The organism is Nibribacter koreensis (assembly GCF_039541795.1).
GTDB classification, from domain to species: Bacteria; Bacteroidota; Bacteroidia; order Cytophagales; family Hymenobacteraceae; genus Nibribacter; species Nibribacter koreensis.
Genome location: NZ_BAABGX010000001.1, coordinates 295,468 through 314,518 on the forward strand (window position 1 = coordinate 295,468; position 19,051 = coordinate 314,518).

Genomic DNA, 19,051 nt, shown 5'->3' on the forward strand with positions numbered 1-19,051 from the left:
TTAATTAGAAGTTTCTTAGTGCTTAGCTACTAGCCAGCTATGCGCCTCTACTCGGTCCATGAAATTCTGAAACTCTACGGGCAGGGTTTGGGTCCTTGTCACCTCCTGCGCCACCTCAGAGGCTCTTTTCTCCTGCGCGGCTATGGGGCTGCCCACGCGCGCCAGGTATTTGAGGCGCGTCTTCATCAGGTCTCCTGAGAACTTCATAATGACCACCCTGTACTCGGCGTCATCCACCTCGACGATGGACTTGCTGGAGTCCAGAAGTATCTTCTTGATGTCGTAACTGAGGACTGCCTCCACCACCATGGCCAGGGAGCGCTCTACCTCTGAAACCGTGAACTTTCTGATGTCTGGAAGGGATACTGAAAGTATATCAGTCGCTGGATCGTATTCCAGCGTTATCAAACCATTCTGGCTGATTATCATACTTTTTTAATTATAATATTGAAGCTATTGCTACCAACCTTGGCGGCCAGTTTTCCTACTTAACAAGTGATTACGGCTACGTAACCGCTGGGTTAAATCGATTAACGACGGGGAATAACCATGGGTGCAATTTGACACTGACCACTCCCAAATGTGATTTTCGTTAAGCTACGCCTTTCTCGATGTCGGCCATGATGATAGAGGCTAGGTGCTCCAGCACCCTCTTCTCCGACTCTGGGAACTCACGCTTCTCCTTGTCCACGATGCAGAGGGCGCCTATGTTGTGGCCGTCGGACGTCCGAAGCGGCGCGGCGGCGTAGAAGCGAAGCCCGAAGTCGCCCGTTACCATAGGGTTTGCCAGAAGACAAGGCTCCTGCAAGGCGTTCTCGAAGACGGTGACGTCGTTGTTAAGGACGGCAAGGGAGCAGAGGCTCGTGCCCCTCGGCACTGGAGTAGGGTTATCCAGCCCAGCGCTGCCTTTCGTGAAGACCTGCTCGCTGTCCACGAAGTTCACCAGCGCGATGGGGGCGTTGAACATGCGCGCGGCCATCTCGGCTACGTGCTGGAACGGTCCGTGGGCCTTCGGTTGATCCAGAATGTTAAGGCTATGTAGCTTGACCAGTCTCTGTTCCTCGTTCTCGGGTATGATCGGCAAGCCGAAAGTGTTTTCCATTTTATTTAATATAATCGCGGTCAGTTGGCCTGCTTAGTACAACCTCTGTTTAATAAGTAAGGTTGCCTAGCCTGAAAGATACTGTTTTTTTTAACCAGACTAATTAAGAGATGATATTAACCCAAGCTTTAGCACTCCACAACAGCGATAAGTCCTAACTATGGCATGACGCACAAGGCTACTAGCAGACAGCAAGGTGGCTTCTCTCATAACCTAAGGCGTCAAAAATTAGTAAAACCCTCACTTTTACTCGTTAAATTTCCCAACCCATAAATAAAACCTGCGCATATGGACTTCCCCTCCCTTTTCAATGACGTCCCCGAGAATCTGGTGGTCTCGCCGGATTTTACGGTTCTTGCCGCCACGGACGACTATCTCAGAGTGACTGTGCGCAACCGATAGGAGAAAGTCGGTCTGCATTTTCTGAAGGAGGCTTTCCCTGAGAAGGACATTACTTATGTTTTGTACCTTTGTTTCATTGGGGTAGCATCATTTTATCTGAAAATTAGATATCCCATCTGCAAAATTTTAGAAAGGTCTCTTTAATATTCTTTATTAGAAAACATAAACTGCTTGAAAATGCGTCTGAGGAAGGTTCTTTTTGTGGATGATAATGAAACCTCCCGATTTTTAGTAAGGAGGTTAATTGCCCGGGAGAATTTCGCCGAGCAGACGGTTTGCGCAAAGAACGGGGAGGAGGGGCTCTCATTTGTAATGAGTGAGCAGTTTGACCTCGTTCTACTTGATCTCAACATGCCGGTGATGAATGGCTTCGAGTTACTGGATGCCTTGGCAGGGGAGTTTGAAGGTGAGCTGACAGTCATTCCGCCGATATTCATTCTCTCCAGCTCGTCCAACTCCCGGGATATGGAGACTGTTCGAAGGTACCATTTCGTTAAGGGTTATCTCTCAAAACCACTAGAGAAGGGACATCTTGACCAGATAAGATCACTGATTTGATGTTGTTGAAGTGATTTTGCCAGTTGGGACGTAGAAGTCTTAGGAGTTAAGTAGATATTTGCCAAAGTCATCAAGTTTAAATATAAGAACTGCACAAATGATTTTTTACGAGTCCGAGCATGCCACCATGAGTTACTTCGAGCGGGAGAAGCTGGTTTTCACCGTTTACCACGGCTTCACGCCCAGCGATGAGCTGCGGAGGATACTGGACGCCTCCCTAGAGCTAGTGGCGACCAAGGACGTGGAGCTGGGGTTGGGAGACAACCGCAACATGAAGGTGATTAGACCTGCTGACCAGGAATACATCAACACGGTCTGGTTCCCCGAGTTCCTGAGGCTGTCCAAAATCCGGAAGTCCGCTACCATAGAGTCCACGGATGTGTTCAACCAGATGGCCACCAAGAACATATTGAAGGTCATCGGCGACCGCATCCCCTTCGAGTTCCAGTACTTCGACTCCCTGGAGGACGCGTGCGCTTGGCTGGGAATTGACCCTGAAATTCTTTCTGCATAGCCATGGTAATAGATTTTAACCAGGCGCGTTCCAAGCACACCTTCTTCAGGACTAGGGTGAGGGGCTTCCTCTTGGGGAGCGAGGCAGACCCTGACACCTTCAAGGCCTACCTGCGGGAACTCGGCGCATGGGTAGAGGCCCTGGCCACCCGGTACCATCTTGAAGAGGATGAGGTATTAGAGGCGAACTACCTGCACAGCGAAATGACGGCCAAGACCGAGGCCTTGATTAAATGCTGGGACGCTGGGCGGGAGACCGAGGCTAGGGAGAGGTTCCAGGAAATGGAGACCACTGGGAAGGAGTTCTTGACTATTCTTTCCCGACTGGAGCAGAAAACCAAGAAGATATAATTGACCAAGAGACATACTTCTTGTGGATAATGTCAAAACCAGCTTTCATGAAACCTAACCATACATAAAGCGTAGAATTAAATACCTATTACTCTTAAAGAAGCGACGTCTCTTTGGACGCCGCTTCTTTCTTTTTAGAGGTTAAAGATTAGAAGTGTCCAAGTTTATTAACTAAGGGAAGGGGGGATATTGCAGAAGTGCTGTAATCTTCTTAAATAAGATCAAGTCGTTTGATGATCTGGGTAAAATATTGTCTCATGAAATGGCCGTTTTACGAGACAGAATTGGGCCATGTAGTATTAAGCCGTGATCAGTGAAGTTGAATCCCATTCACTCATCTTAACAAACTAAACCTGTACTATGACTCTGAGATGAGTTGTTAAAATTTTAGAGGATTAATTGTAAGCTTAGAAAGTTGTACGTATATCTATCCGCAAATGAAAGGAAAAGGCCTGTAAGAGTTTGTCTTACAGGCCTTTAGTAATTTTAATCGTAGTCCGTAGGGGAATCGAACCCCTGTTACCAGAATGAAAATCTGGTGTCCTAACCCCTAGACGAACGGACCATCTGTCGGTTTTGATGGTGCAAATATAGCGGGGTGATTTTGATTTGCAAAAGGTGGGCACAAAAAAAAGTGCCTAAAATGGTAAGCTGCTCAAAATGAGCCCCAAAATTTTAGTTTGTTTTGCTATCCAAGAGGCGTAACTTCGCCGGTAGTTAGTACAACCCATAACCAAACCTTATTTATCCATGTCTAAGAAAATAAGAGTAGCCATCAACGGCTTCGGTCGCATAGGCCGTCTTACCTTTAGAGCCCTGTTGGAGCGCGAGAACGTAGAGGTAGTTGGCATCAACGACCTAACCGACAACGCCACGCTAGCGCACCTATTAAAATATGACTCGGTACACGGTCGTTTCAACGGCACCGTCACTGCAGATGAATCTAGCATCACCGTAAACGGCAACCGCATTGAAGTATACGCAGAGCGCGAGCCTAAGAACTTGCCTTGGGGTAAACTGAACGTAGACGTGGTATTGGAGTCTACTGGTCGTTTCGTAGATGAAAAAGGAGCAGGCGGACACTTAGAAGCCGGCGCCAAGAAAGTAGTAATCTCTGCCCCAGCCAAAGGAAACATCCCAACGGTAGTATTAGGCGTGAACGAAGACACTTTGACTGGTTCTGAGACCATCATGTCTAACGCTTCTTGTACTACCAACTGCCTTGCCCCAATGGCGAAGGTGTTGGACGATGCCTTCGGCATTGAGAAGGGGTACATCACCACGGTACACGCGTACACTGCAGACCAGAATTTACAGGATGCACCTCACTCTGACTTGCGCAGAGCTCGTGCCGCTGCGTATTCTATCATCCCAACCTCAACTGGTGCCGCCAAAGCCGTAGGTTTGGTATTGCCTCACTTGAACGGTAAGTTGGATGGTGTTGCCATGCGCGTTCCTATTCCGGATGGCTCTTTGACGGATTTAACCGTTGTCTTGAAGCGCGAAGTAACCGTAGCCGAAATCAACGCCGCCATGAAAGCTGCCGCAGATGGAAAAATGAAAGGCATCTTGGAGTACACTGAGGACCCAATCGTTTCTATTGACATCGTGGGCAACCCGCACTCTTGTATTTTTGACGCTGACCTAACTTCTGCCAACGGTACCTTGGTGAAAGTGGTAGGCTGGTATGACAACGAGTCTGGCTACTCTAACCGTGCCGCAGATTTAATCGCGCGCATCGGATAGTTAGCGTAAAAGCTTTTACACCTTTTAAGAAGTGGTGTTGCTCTACAGCGGCACCACTTTTTTTGTCTATTTTTACCAAAACAGGCCAAAAACGACGTACAACCAGCGCATGAGCCAGAGCCAAACCCGCCAGAAAGTATGCTTTATCTTGAACCCAAAGTCGGGAACCAGGAATGGAGTAGACGTGCCCGCCTTGATTGAGCAAGGCCTGGACGCCCAGCGCTGGGAACCTTGCATACTCCTAACCGAGTACGCCGGGCATGCCACCGAACTGGCTAAACAAGCCGCCGCAGACGGCACCCGACTGGTAGTGGCGGTTGGCGGCGACGGCACCGTGAACGAGGTGGCCCGTGGCCTGCTCAATACCAATACCGCCTTGGGCATTCTGCCCAAGGGATCAGGCAATGGTTTGGCGCGGCATTTGAAAATCCCATTGAAACTGCCGCAGGCGCTGGAATTGATTAACAAGGCCACCTTTCATCACATAGATTCCTGCGCCATCAATGGGCATCCGTTTTTCTGTACGTCGGGTATTGGGTTTGACGGCTTGGTAAGCTCAGCGTTTGCTAAAAGTGTAAAACGCGGTTTGACCAGCTATGTGCAGTTAATCATCAAGGAGTTCAGAACGTACTTTGCCCAGGAAGCCACTGTTAGCGTGAATGACCGGGAGTTGAGCTCTGAGTTCTTTGTGATAGCCTTCGCCAATGCCTCTCAATATGGAAACGATGCATTTATTGCCCCCATGGCCGACATTCAGGATGGCTTGTTGGATGTGTGTTTGATTCGGCACGTGGGCTTAACGGAGGCATTGCAATTGGGGTATGGCCTCATGACCAAGACCATTGCTACCTCTTCCTTAGCCGAGTTCCATACCTGCGCCACTGTAAAAGTGCAGAGCAACGTTCCCCAGCATTTTCACGCAGATGGGGAGTACATTGGCCAAGCCACAGAATTTGAAGTGAAGTTGTTCCCTAAATCACTGGAAGTAGTAGCCGCTTTAGGATAAAGAAAAGAAGATGAGCAAGAACAAGAAAAACCGGGACGGCGTGGTGTTCTCCACCAACCCAGACTTTGAATACGATTACCAGCAGGACGAAGCCATCGCCACCCTGCCACCCCAACAGCAGGATTTGCGCGTGCAACTAGACAAGAAAGCGCGTGGAGGAAAAAAAGTGACTTTGATTACGGGTTTCGTGGGGCAGGATGAGGACCTGCAAACCCTAGGCAAGACGCTTAAAAACAAGTGCGGCGTGGGCGGAAGCGCCAAAGACAATGAAATCATGATTCAGGGCGACTTCCGGGACAAAGTCATGCAAGTGTTGCAGGATTTGGGCTACAAAGCCAAAAAGGCGGGAGGATGATTTTTAGTCCTGAGTCTAGAGTCCTGAGTCTGCTGAATAAGTTATAAACCCGTTTTTGGCCTGGTTTCATGAAAACAGGCCAAAAACGGGTTTATTATTTTTGTAAGTAGGCTAAGGCTTTCTCTACATCCTCGGGGGTGTCAATGCCAATGGTTTCCAATTCTGTGACTGCGGTGACAATGCGGTAGCCGTGTTCCAGCCAGCGCAACTGTTCCAAAGACTCGGCCTTCTCCAGGGCAGAGGGAGCCAATTTTGTCAATTCAGCCAGCACTCCACTTCGGTACCCGTAAATCCCGATATGTTTGTAATAGGCATGCTTCTGCAGCCATTGGTATTGCTCTGCCCCGCGCAGATAGGGGATGGGATGCCGACTGAAGTACAGAGCCTGTTGTTGTGCTCCAATCACCACCTTCGGGCTGTTGGGGTTGAAAAGTTCTTCCTGGCTCTGAATGGGTTTGATGAGCGTGGCAATCTGCGCCTCTGGCTGGTCAAAGCAGGAAATTATTTTGTTAATCTGCTCAGGCTGAATGAAAGGCTCATCTCCCTGAATGTTCACCACCACGTCAAATTCCTGCCCAGCTTGGGTGTAGGCCTCGTAGCAACGGTCGGTGCCGCTTTGATGGTGCTCCCCGGTCATCACCGCTTTGCCGCCAAACGCCAGCACATGGGACAAGATGCGGGCATCATCCGTAGCCACCACCACAGACGTCAAGCCAGATTTCTGGGCCTGCTCATACACCCTTTGAATCATGGATTTTCCGGCGAGGTCTATTAAAGGTTTCCCGGGGAAGCGGGTGGAGGCGTAGCGGGCGGGGATTATTCCTAAGGTGGTCATGGCGTGTCAAGTTAACAAGCCAAAGATAGTATTCTTCCAGAAAGGTTAGGCGATAAGGGTAGATCCGTTTAATTTCCGTTTTTGGCTTACTTTTACCAAAACAGCCTAAAAACGCATGTCCTCCCAACTATCAACCACCAGCTTTCTATTTAAGGGAGACATTTGGCGTCTGTTGCCAGACGAGGCTACCGGCATTGTTGGGGTAGAAGTGCGGGATACGGCCTCGTTGCAGGTTTACTTCTGCTTGATATCAGTTGGCTCCTCACAAGTATTGTTAGACCATTTTCAGTTGCCAGAAAGTTGGTGGGTAGGGCTGGCCGGCATCCATGAACAGGTGCTTTACCTGAACGGCTTTGAAAGAACAGGGCAGATAGGTCACCCAAAGGGCATCACAGCAGTGCATTGGGCCACGCAAAAGGTGTTTTTTGAATTGCCCGCCGCAACCTTAGAGGGAATAAGTCATGGCACCCTACTTGTTTCAGAAGCTGGTACACAGCCAAAAGTGCTGTACCGGGTAAATGCACTTTCTGGGGAAGTTTTTTCCTCCTTCTCACAGCCCGAAGTCCCAACAATCCAGGAAAATACAAAAGAGGCCACGGCTTATCAGGTGCTGTATCCAGAAATATATGAGCAGGGCAGCACGTATTTTGACGACCTGGCAACCTTTTTGTTAAAGGACAGGGCGCAGGTGGCTACGTCTTCAGTGGAATATTTAGAAACAGATAGTTGCTTTATTCTCAGCTACTATGTGCGGCAAGAGAACGGGTTGTTTGTGAAATTTTTGGTAACTTACACCCTCAATGGGGCGGTCTTATACGAGTGCTGTCTCTTGAAGGATGCAGAAAGAATAGGTGGGCCTCCGTTTTTTGTTCAGGCGGGTCAGCTTTTTCTGGTTCAGGACAAAAACGTTCTGCTGTCTGTGTCCCTGCCTGTGAATGTGAATTTTGATTAAGAAATAGAGTCCAATGTTGAAGAAATTTGTGTTTGTTCTAGGATGCGCCCTGATTAGTGTGGGGGCGGCTCATGCGGGCACGTTGGTAGTGCGTGATTCTGTGGGAACCAAGGCCGTAAACGGTAAAATTTTCATTACCCACAAAGTGGAGCCTAGCGAGACCCTTTACGCGCTCTCTAGAAAATATGGGGTGCCGGTAGGACAGATTGTGGCCGCTAACACCAATATTGAGAAAGCCATCCATGTGGGGCAGATTGTCCTTATCCCTACTAAAACTACCGCCGCTCCGGTGAAAACCGTAGCCGCGGTTCCAGCGGCCAAGCCTGCCGCTACTGCCAAAGCCCCTGCGGCCACGGCGGCGGTACCAGCGGCCAGCAAAACGTATGTGGTAGACGCCAAGGGCAACAGAATCCATACAGTATTGCCTAAGCAGACGCTTTACGCCATCTCTAGATTGCACCAGGTGACTTTGGACAACCTTAAGAAATGGAATAACCTGACGGATAACACCGTAGAGATTGGACAAGAGCTTATTGTGGGCACCGGCGATAAGCCAAATGCGCAGGCGGCCGCTAAAAAACCGATTTACGTCCCTGAAAAGGACGATGACGTAACCATGCCGAAGCAAGCGGGAACTACTCCGGCGGCCACGGCAGCGGTGACACCAGAGAAGCCTGCCACCCCGGCGGCTACGCCATCTAAGTCTGGCGTGAAGCCCGTAACGGCCAAGCCAGCCATCCCAGCCACCATTACCAAGCCGGTTGCTGCAAAGACAGAAACGCCTAAGCCTGAAACACCGGCTGTTCCTCCTGCAAAACCAGTAGCCAAAGCTGAAACAAAAGAAAACGAAACCGTTACCACTGAATACAGCGCCCGCGTTTCTGAAAGCGGCATGGCCGAGGCCATTGATCAGAAAATCGATAACAACAAGTTCCTGGCCTTGCACAAAACCGCTCCGGTGGGTACCATCATGGCGGTGAAAAACCCGATGAACAGCCAGACGGTGTACGTGCGCGTGATAGGCAAACTACCAGAAACCGGCGAAAACGAGAAAGTTGTCATTAGACTATCTAAAAAAGCCTGCCAGCAGATTGGCGCCAATGACGCTCGTTTCAGAGTAGAGTTATCTTATATGCCATAAGGCATTTTTGCCCTGTTTTTACCAAAAGAGGCGAAAAACGGAAATCCCCACAGGGTTCCGCTTTTCGCCTCTTTTGATTTAATGACCTTACAATGAATATTGAGAGGATGTAATTTCATTCCTACATTTAGCGTACTACACATTCAAGATTGATCCTTCTTTATTAATCATTACTCACTAATCATTAATCATTACAAAAAAAAGTGTCTGCACAGATAAAAGCCTTGCTAGAAGACAGGTACCGGCGGTACAATACATTGGAGTTTATTGCTAATGACCCAATCTGTATTCCGCATAGGTTTGCGCAGAAGCAAGACATTGAGATAGCCGGTTTCTTCGCGTCCATCTTGGCTTGGGGCCAGCGCAAGACCATCATCAACAAATGCACTGAGCTGATGGCGCGCATGGACAACGCCCCGTACCAGTTCATCCTGCACCACCAAGACGATGACCTCAAAAACCTGCTGGGCTTTAAGCACCGCACCTTCAATGACACGGACTTGCTGTACCTGGTCCATTTCTTCAGATGGTTTTATGAACAGCATGATACCTTAGAAGAAGCATTTATAGGCACTGGCCAAACACCCCTGACCAGCCAGAAGGCGCGGCTGGAACACTTCTATAACTTGGTATTCTCTTTGCCAGAAGCCCCACACAGAACCAGAAAACACATCTCCACGCCCGCCAAGAAATCTGCCTGCAAGCGCATCAACATGTACCTGCGCTGGATGGTGAGAAAAGATGCGTCTGGCGTAGACTTCGGGATATGGAACCGCATGTCTCCGGCAGACTTGATTTGTCCCTGCGATGTGCACGTGCAGCGCGTGGCCCGCAAACTCAACCTCATTGAGCGCACCCAGTCAGACTGGGCCATGGCAGAAGAACTTACCGCCCACCTGCGCGCCTATGACCCGTTAGACCCCGTTAAATATGACTTCGCGTTGTTTGGACTAGGGATAGAGGAGAAGTTTTAAAGAATTAAGAATTAAGCTTGGCTTAACCATCTCCCTGCTTCAAGCTTTCAGCTTGGAGCTATTAATCAGGCAAGTTTTCAACTAGCCTTTTTTAGTCTGAGGTTAGCGCAAGTTTATAAACTTGCTAGGTTGCTACCCACAAGCTATAAGCTTGCGGGAGAGTTTAACATTCCCACATCTCACTTTTGTCTACTGAAAGTGGCACATCTCGGGCTTGCCCTGGGAATCTTTGTGGGAAAGCTAGATAGACTGTGCCTTTCAGCCAATGTCGTTTTTGGCTTCTTTTCCAGAAAACAGGCTAAAAACGGATTCTCTTTCTGACTTATAACCCAGCAAGCCATTATCCAGATTTTCCTCAAATAATTCCTCCTACCAAGGAACATCCCTTTACCTCAATCTGTTATCCAATGCTTGGCAATGCTGTTTTTAACCTACTTTTGTGAAAACAGGCCAAAAACGAAATACAAACCACGAACAACACATAACGAACTTGATATATCCATCAAATTTTGAACAGAAGATAGGTTTCGGGCAGATTAGAGAAATGCTGTCAGATGCTTGTCTAAGTCCCTTGGGCCGCCGCTTTGTAGAACGCGTTCAGTTCCTGAACCGTTTTGACCTGGTGGAGCGCCTTTTACAGCAAGCTGATGAGTTTTCGCAGATACTTAATTCCGGTGAGGACTTTCCTTCTCAATACTATTTTGACGTAACCGAGCACCTGAACCGCGCAGCTTTGGAAGGAGCGTTCATGGAAGTGCGCGGCGTCTTTGAAATCAAAATGTCTCTGCGGGCCATTCGGCAGGCGCTGGGCTTCTTCTATGAGTCGGATGAGGCCGCGTTCCCAGCCCTGAAAGCCCTGACCCAAGGCGTGGAAGTGGACCGTGCTTTGGTGGCCGCCATGGACAAGCTGGTGGATGACTCTGGCAACGTGCGGGAGGACGCCTCACCCGAGTTGCAGCGCGTAAAGCGCGACCTCATTGGCCAGCAAACGCAATTGCGTAAAACCATCAGCAGCATTCTACGCCACGCCAAGAACGAAGGCTGGACGCCCGGCGATGCCGAGCCTACCATCAGGGGTGGTCGTTTGGTGATTCCTATTATTGCCGAATACAAGCGTCGCATCAAAGGCCTCATCCATGATGAGTCTACCACCGGCCAGACCATCTACCTGGAACCCGAAAGCGTCTTTGAACTCAACAATGACATCAAAGACCTGGAGAACGCCTACCACCGCGAGCTGATTAGACTGTTGACGGCCATCACTAACCAGGTCAGACACCATCTGCCCAACCTTAAAAAGGCCTATCAGTTCTTGTCTTTGTTGGATTTCATCCGGGCCAAGGCCGTATTGGCCAACCGGATTGGCGGGGTCATGCCTAAGCTGCATAAACAGCAAATTATCAAGTGGAAGGATGCGCGCCATCCCATCCTGCATCTGACCATGCTGGCCCATGGCAAAAAAGCAGTTCCGCTGTCTTTGGAGTTGAACCCAGAACAGCGCATCCTTTTGATTTCGGGCCCGAACGCTGGTGGTAAATCTGTGGCCATGAAGACGGTAGGGCTGTTGCAGTATATGCTGCAGTGTGGACTGTTAATTCCGGTAGGAGAGGGCTCTGAGGCGGGCATGTTTGACGACGTATTCCTGGACATGGGCGATGAACAGTCTATTGAGAATGACTTGAGTACGTACAGTTCTCACCTGCAGAATATGAAGCAGTTTGTGCTTTTTGCCGGTAAAAAGTCTCTTGTTTTGATAGATGAGTTTGGTACAGGTACAGAGCCGGTCCTGGGTGGCGCCATTGCCGAGGCGGTGCTCGGTCAACTGCATCAAGCTAACGTGTATGGCGTCATCACTACCCACTATACTAACCTGAAGAACTTCGCGGAGAAGACCCCAGGCATTGTGAATGGGGCTATGCGTTATAACCCTTCTGAGTTACAGCCGCTCTATCAACTAGAGATTGGTAAGCCGGGTAGTTCGTTTGCCCTGGAGATTGCCCGCAAGATTGGTCTGCCGAAGAACATTCTGGACAAGGCCGGTACATTGGTGGGCAAGGAGAAAATACGCTATGACAAACTGCTGGAACAACTGGAGCAGGAGAAAACCGACTTTGAGGTGCGCAACGCCAGCGTAGCCAAGCAGGAGCGCAAACTTCAGAAAGCAGTACAAGAATATACTGCCCTCAAGCAACACCTGGAGGAAAGCAAAACCGACGTCATCCGGAACGCCAAAGCCCAGGCCAAACTCTTGCTCAAGGACGCCAATCAACAGATTGAGAACACCATTGAGCAGATTAGAAAAAGCCAAGCCGAAAAGGAACAGACCAAAGTAGCCCGCCAGGAGTTGGAGACCTTCAAAGAGAAGCTGTTGCCAGAGCCAAAGCCCATCATCAGAAACGGAAACGCCAAAAGCGGTCCGTTGCAGGTAGGGGAGCGCGTGGTGTTGCAAGGACAGGATTCGGTAGGTGAATTGTTGGCTGTTAAAGGGAAAACTGCCGAGGTGAGCTTCGGGGGCTTGAAAACCATTGTGAAGCTGGATAAACTGGAACGCCCTGACCACAACGCTGCTTGGATGAAGGAGAAGAAAGTAAAAGAGCGGGTGGCATCTTCGAGTCAGACCAAAGGCATGGACGTGACCCAACGCATGGCTGACTTCCAGCACACCTTAGACGTGCGCGGCAGGTACGCAGAAGATGCCTTGACCACCGTCATGAATTTCATGGACGACGCTATCATGCTGGGTATCCCAGAGGTGAAAATCATCCATGGACGCGGCAACGGTGTGCTTAAGCAGGTAGTGCGTGATTACGTACGAACCTTGAAAGAAGTAGCCAGCGTGGCCAATGAGCAGATTGAGCGCGGCGGCGATGGCGCTTCTGTCATTGTCTTGAAATAATCGTTTTTGGCCTGATTTCTGGAAAAGAGGCCGAAAACGGTTTATATGAAAAAGACCAGCCTAGATAAGCTGGTCTTTTTCATATAAACCTTCTAGTTAACCGTCGGGATTTTAGCTAAGGTCTTCAAAAGCATGCGGCCACGGGCGTTGATGGCTTTTCCGCCTTTGGCCATGTGTTGGCGCACCAGCTCTTCGGTTTCATGTTTGAGCCAAGGTTGTTGCCTGGTGATGTCAGTGAGGGACTGTAGGCAGAAGACTTTTACAAACTGGTGGTCTATGTTCTGTAGCCAACACTCCAGTCGTTCCACCACTTCTGCCACGTCTTCGTCGGCCCAATGGAGTAAACCTAGCATACTAGGAATAAAGAAATTGTAAGCCGGGTCTAACGTAGGCAGGGCGACTCTTTCCAGAATCTCAGCACGATACCGTAAGAACCATTCTAGCTTTTGATTGGCCACTGCCTCCAGTACATGAGCCGCACGGGCGCGAATGCCAAAATTCGCATCATACACCGCTGGCCATAAATTGGCTAATTCCTCCTGCCCGTTTTGAAGAATATACAAGGCCACCTCATCGGTACGGCCCTTGGCGTTAGGCTTGCCTTCAGTGAGTAAAGCGGTGTATTCAGCAGTGGTCATTGATCAGCTAATTAAATAATATTCACCTCCGGAGTGAGCGTGATGCCAAACTTCTCCTGCACCGAGTGGATGATTTCATAGGCTAGTTCCTTAACCTCATTGCCCGTCGCGCCGCCGTAGTTTACCAACACAAGAGCCTGGTCTTTGTGTACGCCGTGCTGGCCCAGCACTTTGCCTTTCCAACCGCATTGTTCAATCATCCAGCCGGCCGGTACTTTTACCGTAAACTCGCTCACCGGGTAGCCAGGCATGTTGGGATACTGCTCTTTCAACAGTTCAAATTGGGCAATGGGGATCTCAGGGTTTTTGAAGAAGGAACCGGCGTTGCCAATCTTGGCTGGGTCTGGAAGTTTGCTTTTTCTGATATGAATCACCGCGTCACTGATTGCTTTCAAGCTCAGTTCCTTCACCTGCATCTCTTCTAAAGTCTGAGTGATGGCGCCGTAGGACGTGTTAAACGTAGGTTTGCGGGTAAGTTGCAAAGTAACCGAGGTCACAATGTATTTGCCCTTGGCGTCTTTCTTGAAAATACTTTCGCGGTAGCCGAAGTTGCATTGGTCTTTGGTGAAGGTAATCAAGTTGCCCGTCTCCATCTCCACGGCCTCCAAAGAATAGAAGGTGTCTTTCAACTCTACGCCGTAGGCCCCAATGTTCTGCAAAGGTGCCGCGCCCACGGTGCCCGGTATCAACGACAGGTTCTCAATGCCGCCCAAATGATGCTCAATAGAATACAGCACCAAGTCATGCCACGTCTCGCCGCTCCCGGATTTTACCAATACATGCTCACCGTCGGGTTGGTCCTCTTGGGTGATGCCTTTGATGCGGTTCAACAGCACGGCCGCCTCCACGTCCTGGGTGAAGAGTACGTTGCTTCCTCCGCCCAGAATCAGCTTGGGCAGGGGCTTCACGGCGGGATGTTGCAAGATGTCCTGCAGTTCCTGGGTAGAGGAGAACTCGGCCAGCAGGCTAGCCTTGGCATCTATTCCAAACGTGTTGTAGGGCTTAAGAGAGACCTCTTTCTTGATTTGCATGGGCAACGGTGCTAATCTGGTGCGCGGTAAAATTACGGAAACGCATTGGGATTGGTAAGACCTTCAGGCCAAACCTGCGAGAATCTTTTGAGAACCGGCCGGTCTTTGCCCGGGAATGCAACAGACGTGGGCTTTTTTTCGGAACTTGCGCCTGTAAATGCGCTTGCGCTTTCATCATCCACTCAACACAAATTTGTCTATGGCCAAAGCTACCAAACCCGAAACCTTTAACATGACTGCCACCACGTTGGCAGGGTTGGAAGAAGTGCTGGCCCAGGAGTTGACGGATTTAGGGGCGAAGTTTGTGAAAGTGGGAGTGCGCGCCGTGACCTTCTCTGGTGACCAACGGCTGCTGTATAGCGCCAACCTTTGGTGCCGAACCGCCATCCGTATCTTAAAACCCTTCGCGCAGTTCAAGGCCCGTGATGAAAAGGAATTATACCTGAAGGTGCGGGAACAGGACTGGAGTCGTTACTTAACCGTAGATAGCACCTTTGCCATTAACGCCGTAGTGGCGCGCTCTACCTTTGAGCACTCGCTGTTCGTGTCACAGTTGACCAAAGATGCCATTGTAGACCAGTTCCGTGACAAAACGGGCAAGCGCCCTAGTGTAGATGTGGCCACGCCAGATGTGCGCATCAACCTGCACATGCATGAGAACATCGTTACGCTGGCCTTAGACGCCTCTGGTGATTCTCTGCACCGCCGTGGCTACCGCCAGCAGACCAACGTGGCCCCCTTGAACGAAGTGCTGGCCGCCGGTATCTTGCTACTCTCGGGGTGGGACAGAAAGTCGCCGTTATATGATCCCATGTGTGGCTCTGGTACCATCCTCGCCGAGGCGGCCATGATGGCTCACAACATTGCGCCCGGCGTATATCGCCGTGATTACGGGTTCATGCGCTGGCCAGATTATAATGCCGGGCTGTACAAAGAAATTTACCAAGCCGCCTTGGCACTGGAAAATAGAGACGCCGAAGTAGAAATCTTCGGCTCTGATATTGACCCGGACTTCGTGGAGGCTGCGTTCCAAAACCTGGAATACGCCGAACTGGACGAATACGTGCGCATCAAAGAACTCAACTTCGCGGAGGCCACCAAACCCGTGGACAAAGGCACCATCGTGGTAAACCCGCCTTACGGTGAGCGTATTGGGGATGACCGTGAAATGAATGACCTCTACAAGATGATAGGGGACACGCTTAAAAGTAATTTCCAGGACTGGGATGCTTTCATCTTTACCGGCAATTTGGAGGCCGCCAAGCACATCGGCTTAAAGCCCTCCAGAAGAATTGTGTTGTACAACGGTCCCATTGAATGCCGCCTGTTCAAGTACGAGTTGTACCGAGGCAGTAGGAGAGAAGCTGCTGTTTAACTACTACCAATAGCGTAAAACCAAAAGAGCCCAAAGACTTTCGTTTTTGGGCTCTTTTGGTCAAAACAGGCTAAAAACGGATAGTATTTCGAATACCTTCAGAATTACTTGATCGTCACGGCCAAAGCCACGGCATCTGCCACCAAGCCTGTGTCCCGGTTGTAATGATCATACCGCATTTCAAGCGTGTTCAGCTTATGGATACCTAGAATCCCATCTGCTGAGTTGTAGCGTAGGTTCAAGCCAAACAGGTGGCTAACAAATTTAGAGAGATCATAGTCACTGGTGTAGAACTCATTTAGAGCAGAATGCTCTTTGTACGGCGCAAAATAATCTGCCGCTGTCTGGCTGTAGAACCGGTAGAAAGGCGACACCGACAAGAAGGGCGTCAACTTGTAGGGCAGTTCAATCTCTGCGGTATGCGCCGTGATGCCCCAGTCATCTGTATAAAAACGGTAAAAGGTCTTCACCAGAATACGGTCCGTGGCGAAGTAATTCAGGCGCAGGCCCACCGGTATCTTCACGCGGCTGTCGGGCAGTTTTTCTACATGCACTGAGTTGTCTGTAAAATACACCCGCTGGTAGGGCGTGGCCAGTTGCCCGGTCTGATAGGCCAGGTCTAACATGGCAGAGGCTTGCAAACGCTTATTGATGACCTGTGCCAAGGACACGGAGGCGTTGTAGGAGTTGCGCGGATTGGTGCCCCCCGCGTCTGGATTGTCTACCGGGCCAGATGGCGTTTCTAAGGTCCTTAACTCAATGGGGTAGATCATGCTCCAAGAATCCAGGAAGGCGCTCAAAGACAAGCCCACCTCACGGCTGCGGTCCTTGGAGAATTTAGCGAAGTTCATATTCACGCCTTTAGAGAAGTAGTCATACTCCGTAGAGACAGAAACACCTGCGCCCATGGAATAACCTTTCACATCGTCCTGCATCACCCAGGAGAGAGAAGGATAAATGCGGTTGTCTCTGGCGCTGGCAGAGGAGATGGTGGTGGGGTCAATCAGGTCTGAGGACGCCGACGAGTAATGGTCAAAGCCAACCTCCAGCCTGAAGGAATGTAATCGGTTTTGCGCGTCTCCTTTGGCCATGGTAATGTCAAAGGTGGTGGCTACGTCGGTGAGCTTTTCGGTGCCAATGCCACCCGTTACGGCAGAGTTGTTCCCATCTTGGGTGTAGTAGCTGGAGACAAAATTAATCTCCTGGGTTTTGAGTTTCCTGCTTTTAAAGGTAGTACTGTCTGGTTGCGTGGTCTGCCCGAAGGAGCTGAGGATGGTCAGAAAGAAGAGCGAGGCGTGAAGATAGATTTTCTGCATCTTTTTAACTGTTAGTTACAACCGCAACCACCGCCCGTCTTACCGCCGTTGGCACCAGAGGCCCCTTCGCGGTACAACAAGAAGTTCAACTCTGTCTTCTGCACCTTACGGGCGTTCAAGACCATCTCGGCGTCATTGAGGTACATCTTATTATATTCCTGTACCGTCTGGCAAGAAAAAAGGCTCCCTGCCATGAATAGCAGTAGGAGCCTTGCGCCGTTTCTGGATGTAGCATTCATTCCTTCAGCCGTATGTTTTTGGAACAGTGTACTCGGTTATCATCATCCACCACTAGGCAGGCAATGTCCTTCATCTGGTTGATGAGGTCCAGGCCCACTTGCACGCCCATCACCATCACGGGCGTGGCCATGGCGTCTGCCAGTTCTGCGTTGGGGCAGAGGATGGTGACGCTCTTTATACCTGTAACGGGCAATCCAGTTTTTGGATTAATGGTGTGGCTGTATTTTTTACCGTCAATGATGGCAAATTTTTCATAGTTGCCAGATGTTGCCACCGCCAGGTTGGAGATGTTTATCTGCGAGAAAGGTTGGTGCTTGGCGTTAGGGTCTGCAATGCCAATGGTCCAAGCCTGCCCATTCGGCTGATGGCCCCAGGCGCATAAGTCGCCGGCCGCGTTTACAATGCCACACTGCACGCCTAGTTTCAGGAGTATGCTTTTGGCCCGTTCAGCGGCGTAGCCTTTGCCAATGCCGCCAAACCCAATGCGCATGCCTTTGTGCTTTAAAAAAACACTCTTGTCTTTAGGATTTAGAAGGACGTTCTGGTAATTGACCAGCTTAACCGAAGCCTGGGCTACTTCCTTGGAGGGTAGCGCCGTCATGTGCGGGTCAAAGTTCCAGAGGCTTTTGTCTACCCCGCCGTACGTGATGTCAAAAGCGCCCTGCGTTAATTCTGAGATCCGGAGGGACCGCTGGATGAGGTCGTAGACCTCGGGAGAAGGGATAACCGGGGCAATACCTGCGTTGGCATTTATCTGGTGCGTTTCGCTAGTGTCTGAGAATGTGGTAAGCAACCCCTCAATGTGCTGTATCTCTACAATAGCCGCGTCTATCACGGCGTCAGCGGCCTCTTGGCTGGGACTAGCCACCGTCAACTCAAACCGATTCCCCATCAGCTTCTGGACCCGTCTAAACAACTGCGGCACTTTGGCTGGGGGGGAATCTGAGTGGTTCACTTATTTTGTCGTTTTCAGTTGCGCTATAAAGGCCGGGGCGTCTTTGGCGGGAATGCCTTCCCACTTCTTCACCACCTTGCCGTTTTCGTCTAGGAGCAATGTTAAAGGAAAAATACCGCTTTTGTTATACTGTTCGGCTAGTTTTTCATTGAGGCTCATCTGTGCCTTGTCCAGCTGGTTCTTCTTCAACCGGGGGAAGTCGGCGTTCAGCAGCACCAAATTCTCAGATGCAAACTCCTGGAACTCCGGATTCTCAAAAATCTGCTTTTCTAGTTTAATGCAAGGGCCGCACCAGTCAGAGCCAGAGAAGTTGACTAAGATGTACTTATGGGTTTCATGGGAGATTTTCTTGGCTTGCTCTATGTCTTTTAACCACGTTGGATTTCCAGACAGAAACCACGCACTCAGGAATACGAATAGAAGGTTCATAATTTTAAGGTTAACAGTAGGATGGAAGTTGGGTAGCAACGGGTCTATCTATTAGACAATCACCATGCCTTACTTGGTTCCTGATGAGCACTACTACAAGATTTCTTAAAAACCCTGATTTTAAATGGTTTAACCAAGATTTGTGATAAGAAAGTTGACACAACCATTAGGATTAAATAATGAGGTACAGTCGTTTTTAGCCTGTTTTCAGCAAATAAGGCTAAAAACGGGACTGA

At 49.8% G+C, this 19,051-nt stretch carries 20 protein-coding genes and 1 tRNA gene; 11 read left to right on the forward strand and 10 right to left on the reverse strand.

Annotated features, from left to right (window positions below; genetic code table 11):
- Window positions 1–15: 15 nt before the first annotated feature.
- Together ABD880_RS01170 and ABD880_RS01175 are read right to left on the reverse strand one after the other, a co-directional pair.
- Entirely contained in the window at window positions 16–429 is a 414-nt protein-coding gene (locus ABD880_RS01170; protein ID WP_345161482.1) for a hypothetical protein, read from the reverse strand.
- 163 nt (window positions 430–592) lie between these two features.
- The gene (locus ABD880_RS01175; protein WP_345161484.1) at window positions 593–1,102 is read right to left on the reverse strand and encodes a GAF domain-containing protein; all 510 of its coding nucleotides are present in this window, start codon (window positions 1,100–1,102) and stop codon (window positions 593–595) included.
- A 579-nt stretch (window positions 1,103–1,681) separates the two neighbouring features.
- Here ABD880_RS01175 and ABD880_RS01180 point away from each other — a divergent pair.
- The 3 genes from ABD880_RS01180 to ABD880_RS01190 all read left to right on the forward strand — a co-directional run bounded on the left by ABD880_RS01180 (window position 1,682) and on the right by ABD880_RS01190 (window position 2,926).
- Window positions 1,682–2,062, forward strand: a complete 381-nt coding sequence (locus ABD880_RS01180; RefSeq protein WP_345161486.1) for a response regulator — start codon at window positions 1,682–1,684, stop codon at window positions 2,060–2,062.
- Between the two features lie 127 nt (window positions 2,063–2,189).
- Entirely contained in the window at window positions 2,190–2,576 is a 387-nt protein-coding gene (locus ABD880_RS01185) for a hypothetical protein (protein WP_345161488.1), read from the forward strand.
- Window positions 2,577–2,578: 2 nt separating this feature from the next.
- Window positions 2,579–2,926, forward strand: a complete 348-nt coding sequence (locus ABD880_RS01190) for a hypothetical protein (protein WP_345161489.1) — start codon at window positions 2,579–2,581, stop codon at window positions 2,924–2,926.
- 493 nt (window positions 2,927–3,419) lie between these two features.
- Here ABD880_RS01190 and ABD880_RS01195 read toward each other — a convergent pair.
- Window positions 3,420–3,491, reverse strand: a tRNA-Glu gene (locus ABD880_RS01195).
- A gap of 185 nt (window positions 3,492–3,676) precedes the next feature.
- Here ABD880_RS01195 and gap point away from each other — a divergent pair.
- From gap to ABD880_RS01210, 3 genes are all read left to right on the forward strand, one after another.
- Complete coding sequence (gap, locus tag ABD880_RS01200) at window positions 3,677–4,672, forward strand: type I glyceraldehyde-3-phosphate dehydrogenase (protein WP_345161491.1); 996 nt, start codon at window positions 3,677–3,679, stop codon at window positions 4,670–4,672.
- A gap of 109 nt (window positions 4,673–4,781) precedes the next feature.
- Window positions 4,782–5,678 carry a diacylglycerol/lipid kinase family protein gene (locus ABD880_RS01205; protein WP_345161493.1) on the forward strand — a complete coding sequence of 299 codons (897 nt, stop codon included), beginning with the start codon at window positions 4,782–4,784 and terminating at the stop codon, window positions 5,676–5,678.
- A gap of 10 nt (window positions 5,679–5,688) precedes the next feature.
- A complete protein-coding gene (locus ABD880_RS01210; RefSeq protein ID WP_345161495.1) occupies window positions 5,689–6,033 on the forward strand; it encodes a translation initiation factor in 345 nt (114 codons plus the stop codon).
- Between the two features lie 94 nt (window positions 6,034–6,127).
- On the opposite strand, the gene kdsB is transcribed toward ABD880_RS01210, so the two are convergent.
- On the reverse strand, window positions 6,128–6,868 hold the full coding sequence (gene kdsB, locus ABD880_RS01215; protein ID WP_345161497.1) for a 3-deoxy-manno-octulosonate cytidylyltransferase: 741 nt from the start codon (window positions 6,866–6,868) through the stop codon (window positions 6,128–6,130).
- Window positions 6,869–6,983: 115 nt separating this feature from the next.
- Here kdsB and ABD880_RS01220 point away from each other — a divergent pair, with 115 nt between their 5' ends.
- The 4 genes from ABD880_RS01220 (at window position 6,984) to ABD880_RS01235 (ending at window position 12,831) form a co-directional block, all read left to right on the forward strand.
- On the forward strand, window positions 6,984–7,820 hold the full coding sequence (locus ABD880_RS01220; protein ID WP_345161499.1) for a DUF4905 domain-containing protein: 837 nt from the start codon (window positions 6,984–6,986) through the stop codon (window positions 7,818–7,820).
- A 13-nt stretch (window positions 7,821–7,833) separates the two neighbouring features.
- The gene (locus ABD880_RS01225; RefSeq protein ID WP_345161501.1) at window positions 7,834–8,961 is read left to right on the forward strand and encodes a LysM peptidoglycan-binding domain-containing protein; all 1,128 of its coding nucleotides are present in this window, start codon (window positions 7,834–7,836) and stop codon (window positions 8,959–8,961) included.
- A 203-nt stretch (window positions 8,962–9,164) separates the two neighbouring features.
- Window positions 9,165–9,935, forward strand: coding sequence for a TIGR02757 family protein (locus tag ABD880_RS01230; protein WP_345161503.1), 771 nt, complete (start codon window positions 9,165–9,167; stop codon window positions 9,933–9,935).
- A 490-nt stretch (window positions 9,936–10,425) separates the two neighbouring features.
- Complete coding sequence (locus ABD880_RS01235; protein ID WP_345161505.1) at window positions 10,426–12,831, forward strand: endonuclease MutS2; 2,406 nt, start codon at window positions 10,426–10,428, stop codon at window positions 12,829–12,831.
- A gap of 92 nt (window positions 12,832–12,923) precedes the next feature.
- On the opposite strand, the gene ABD880_RS01240 is transcribed toward ABD880_RS01235, so the two are convergent.
- On the reverse strand, window positions 12,924–13,469 hold the full coding sequence (locus ABD880_RS01240; protein WP_345161507.1) for a hypothetical protein: 546 nt from the start codon (window positions 13,467–13,469) through the stop codon (window positions 12,924–12,926).
- A gap of 11 nt (window positions 13,470–13,480) precedes the next feature.
- Entirely contained in the window at window positions 13,481–14,500 is a 1,020-nt protein-coding gene (murB, locus tag ABD880_RS01245) for a UDP-N-acetylmuramate dehydrogenase (RefSeq protein WP_345161509.1), read from the reverse strand.
- Window positions 14,501–14,699: 199 nt separating this feature from the next.
- Here murB and ABD880_RS01250 point away from each other — a divergent pair, with 199 nt between their 5' ends.
- The gene (locus ABD880_RS01250; protein WP_345161511.1) at window positions 14,700–15,875 is read left to right on the forward strand and encodes a THUMP domain-containing class I SAM-dependent RNA methyltransferase; all 1,176 of its coding nucleotides are present in this window, start codon (window positions 14,700–14,702) and stop codon (window positions 15,873–15,875) included.
- A gap of 104 nt (window positions 15,876–15,979) precedes the next feature.
- On the opposite strand, the gene ABD880_RS01255 is transcribed toward ABD880_RS01250, so the two are convergent.
- Genes ABD880_RS01255 through ABD880_RS01270 form a run of 4 tightly spaced genes read right to left on the reverse strand, consistent with a single transcriptional unit; the run spans window position 15,980 to window position 18,815 of the window.
- A complete protein-coding gene (locus ABD880_RS01255; RefSeq protein ID WP_345161513.1) occupies window positions 15,980–17,191 on the reverse strand; it encodes a DUF3570 domain-containing protein in 1,212 nt (403 codons plus the stop codon).
- Window positions 17,192–17,202: 11 nt separating this feature from the next.
- Window positions 17,203–17,385: a DUF4266 domain-containing protein gene (locus tag ABD880_RS01260; RefSeq protein WP_066512859.1), complete on the reverse strand. Its 183-nt coding sequence runs from the start codon at window positions 17,383–17,385 to the stop codon at window positions 17,203–17,205.
- Between the two features lie 41 nt (window positions 17,386–17,426).
- Window positions 17,427–18,386, reverse strand: coding sequence for an FAD:protein FMN transferase (locus ABD880_RS01265; RefSeq protein WP_425575817.1), 960 nt, complete (start codon window positions 18,384–18,386; stop codon window positions 17,427–17,429).
- Entirely contained in the window at window positions 18,387–18,815 is a 429-nt protein-coding gene (locus ABD880_RS01270) for a thioredoxin family protein (protein ID WP_345161520.1), read from the reverse strand. It abuts the gene before it with no gap.
- Window positions 18,816–19,051 lie beyond the last annotated feature (236 nt).

Bases quoted from the DNA above. Each gene is read 5' to 3' on its own strand.
- ABD880_RS01205 (WP_345161493.1), top strand. From the start codon at position 4,782: ATGAGCCAGAGCCAAACCCGCCAGAAAGTATGCTTTATCTTGAACCCA.
- murB (WP_345161509.1), bottom strand. From the start codon at position 14,500: ATGCAAATCAAGAAAGAGGTCTCTCTTAAGCCCTACAACACGTTTGGA.
- ABD880_RS01225 (WP_345161501.1), top strand. From the start codon at position 7,834: ATGTTGAAGAAATTTGTGTTTGTTCTAGGATGCGCCCTGATTAGTGTG.
- ABD880_RS01240 (WP_345161507.1), bottom strand. From the start codon at position 13,469: ATGACCACTGCTGAATACACCGCTTTACTCACTGAAGGCAAGCCTAAC.
- kdsB (WP_345161497.1), bottom strand. From the start codon at position 6,868: ATGACCACCTTAGGAATAATCCCCGCCCGCTACGCCTCCACCCGCTTC.
- ABD880_RS01260 (WP_066512859.1), bottom strand. From the start codon at position 17,385: ATGGCAGGGAGCCTTTTTTCTTGCCAGACGGTACAGGAATATAATAAG.
- ABD880_RS01175 (WP_345161484.1), bottom strand. From the start codon at position 1,102: ATGGAAAACACTTTCGGCTTGCCGATCATACCCGAGAACGAGGAACAG.
- gap (WP_345161491.1), top strand. From the start codon at position 3,677: ATGTCTAAGAAAATAAGAGTAGCCATCAACGGCTTCGGTCGCATAGGC.
- ABD880_RS01270 (WP_345161520.1), bottom strand. From the start codon at position 18,815: ATGAACCTTCTATTCGTATTCCTGAGTGCGTGGTTTCTGTCTGGAAAT.
- ABD880_RS01180 (WP_345161486.1), top strand. From the start codon at position 1,682: ATGCGTCTGAGGAAGGTTCTTTTTGTGGATGATAATGAAACCTCCCGA.
- ABD880_RS01250 (WP_345161511.1), top strand. From the start codon at position 14,700: ATGGCCAAAGCTACCAAACCCGAAACCTTTAACATGACTGCCACCACG.
- ABD880_RS01220 (WP_345161499.1), top strand. From the start codon at position 6,984: ATGTCCTCCCAACTATCAACCACCAGCTTTCTATTTAAGGGAGACATT.
- ABD880_RS01255 (WP_345161513.1), bottom strand. From the start codon at position 17,191: ATGCAGAAAATCTATCTTCACGCCTCGCTCTTCTTTCTGACCATCCTC.
- ABD880_RS01190 (WP_345161489.1), top strand. From the start codon at position 2,579: ATGGTAATAGATTTTAACCAGGCGCGTTCCAAGCACACCTTCTTCAGG.
- ABD880_RS01210 (WP_345161495.1), top strand. From the start codon at position 5,689: ATGAGCAAGAACAAGAAAAACCGGGACGGCGTGGTGTTCTCCACCAAC.
- ABD880_RS01185 (WP_345161488.1), top strand. From the start codon at position 2,190: ATGAGTTACTTCGAGCGGGAGAAGCTGGTTTTCACCGTTTACCACGGC.
- ABD880_RS01170 (WP_345161482.1), bottom strand. From the start codon at position 429: ATGATAATCAGCCAGAATGGTTTGATAACGCTGGAATACGATCCAGCG.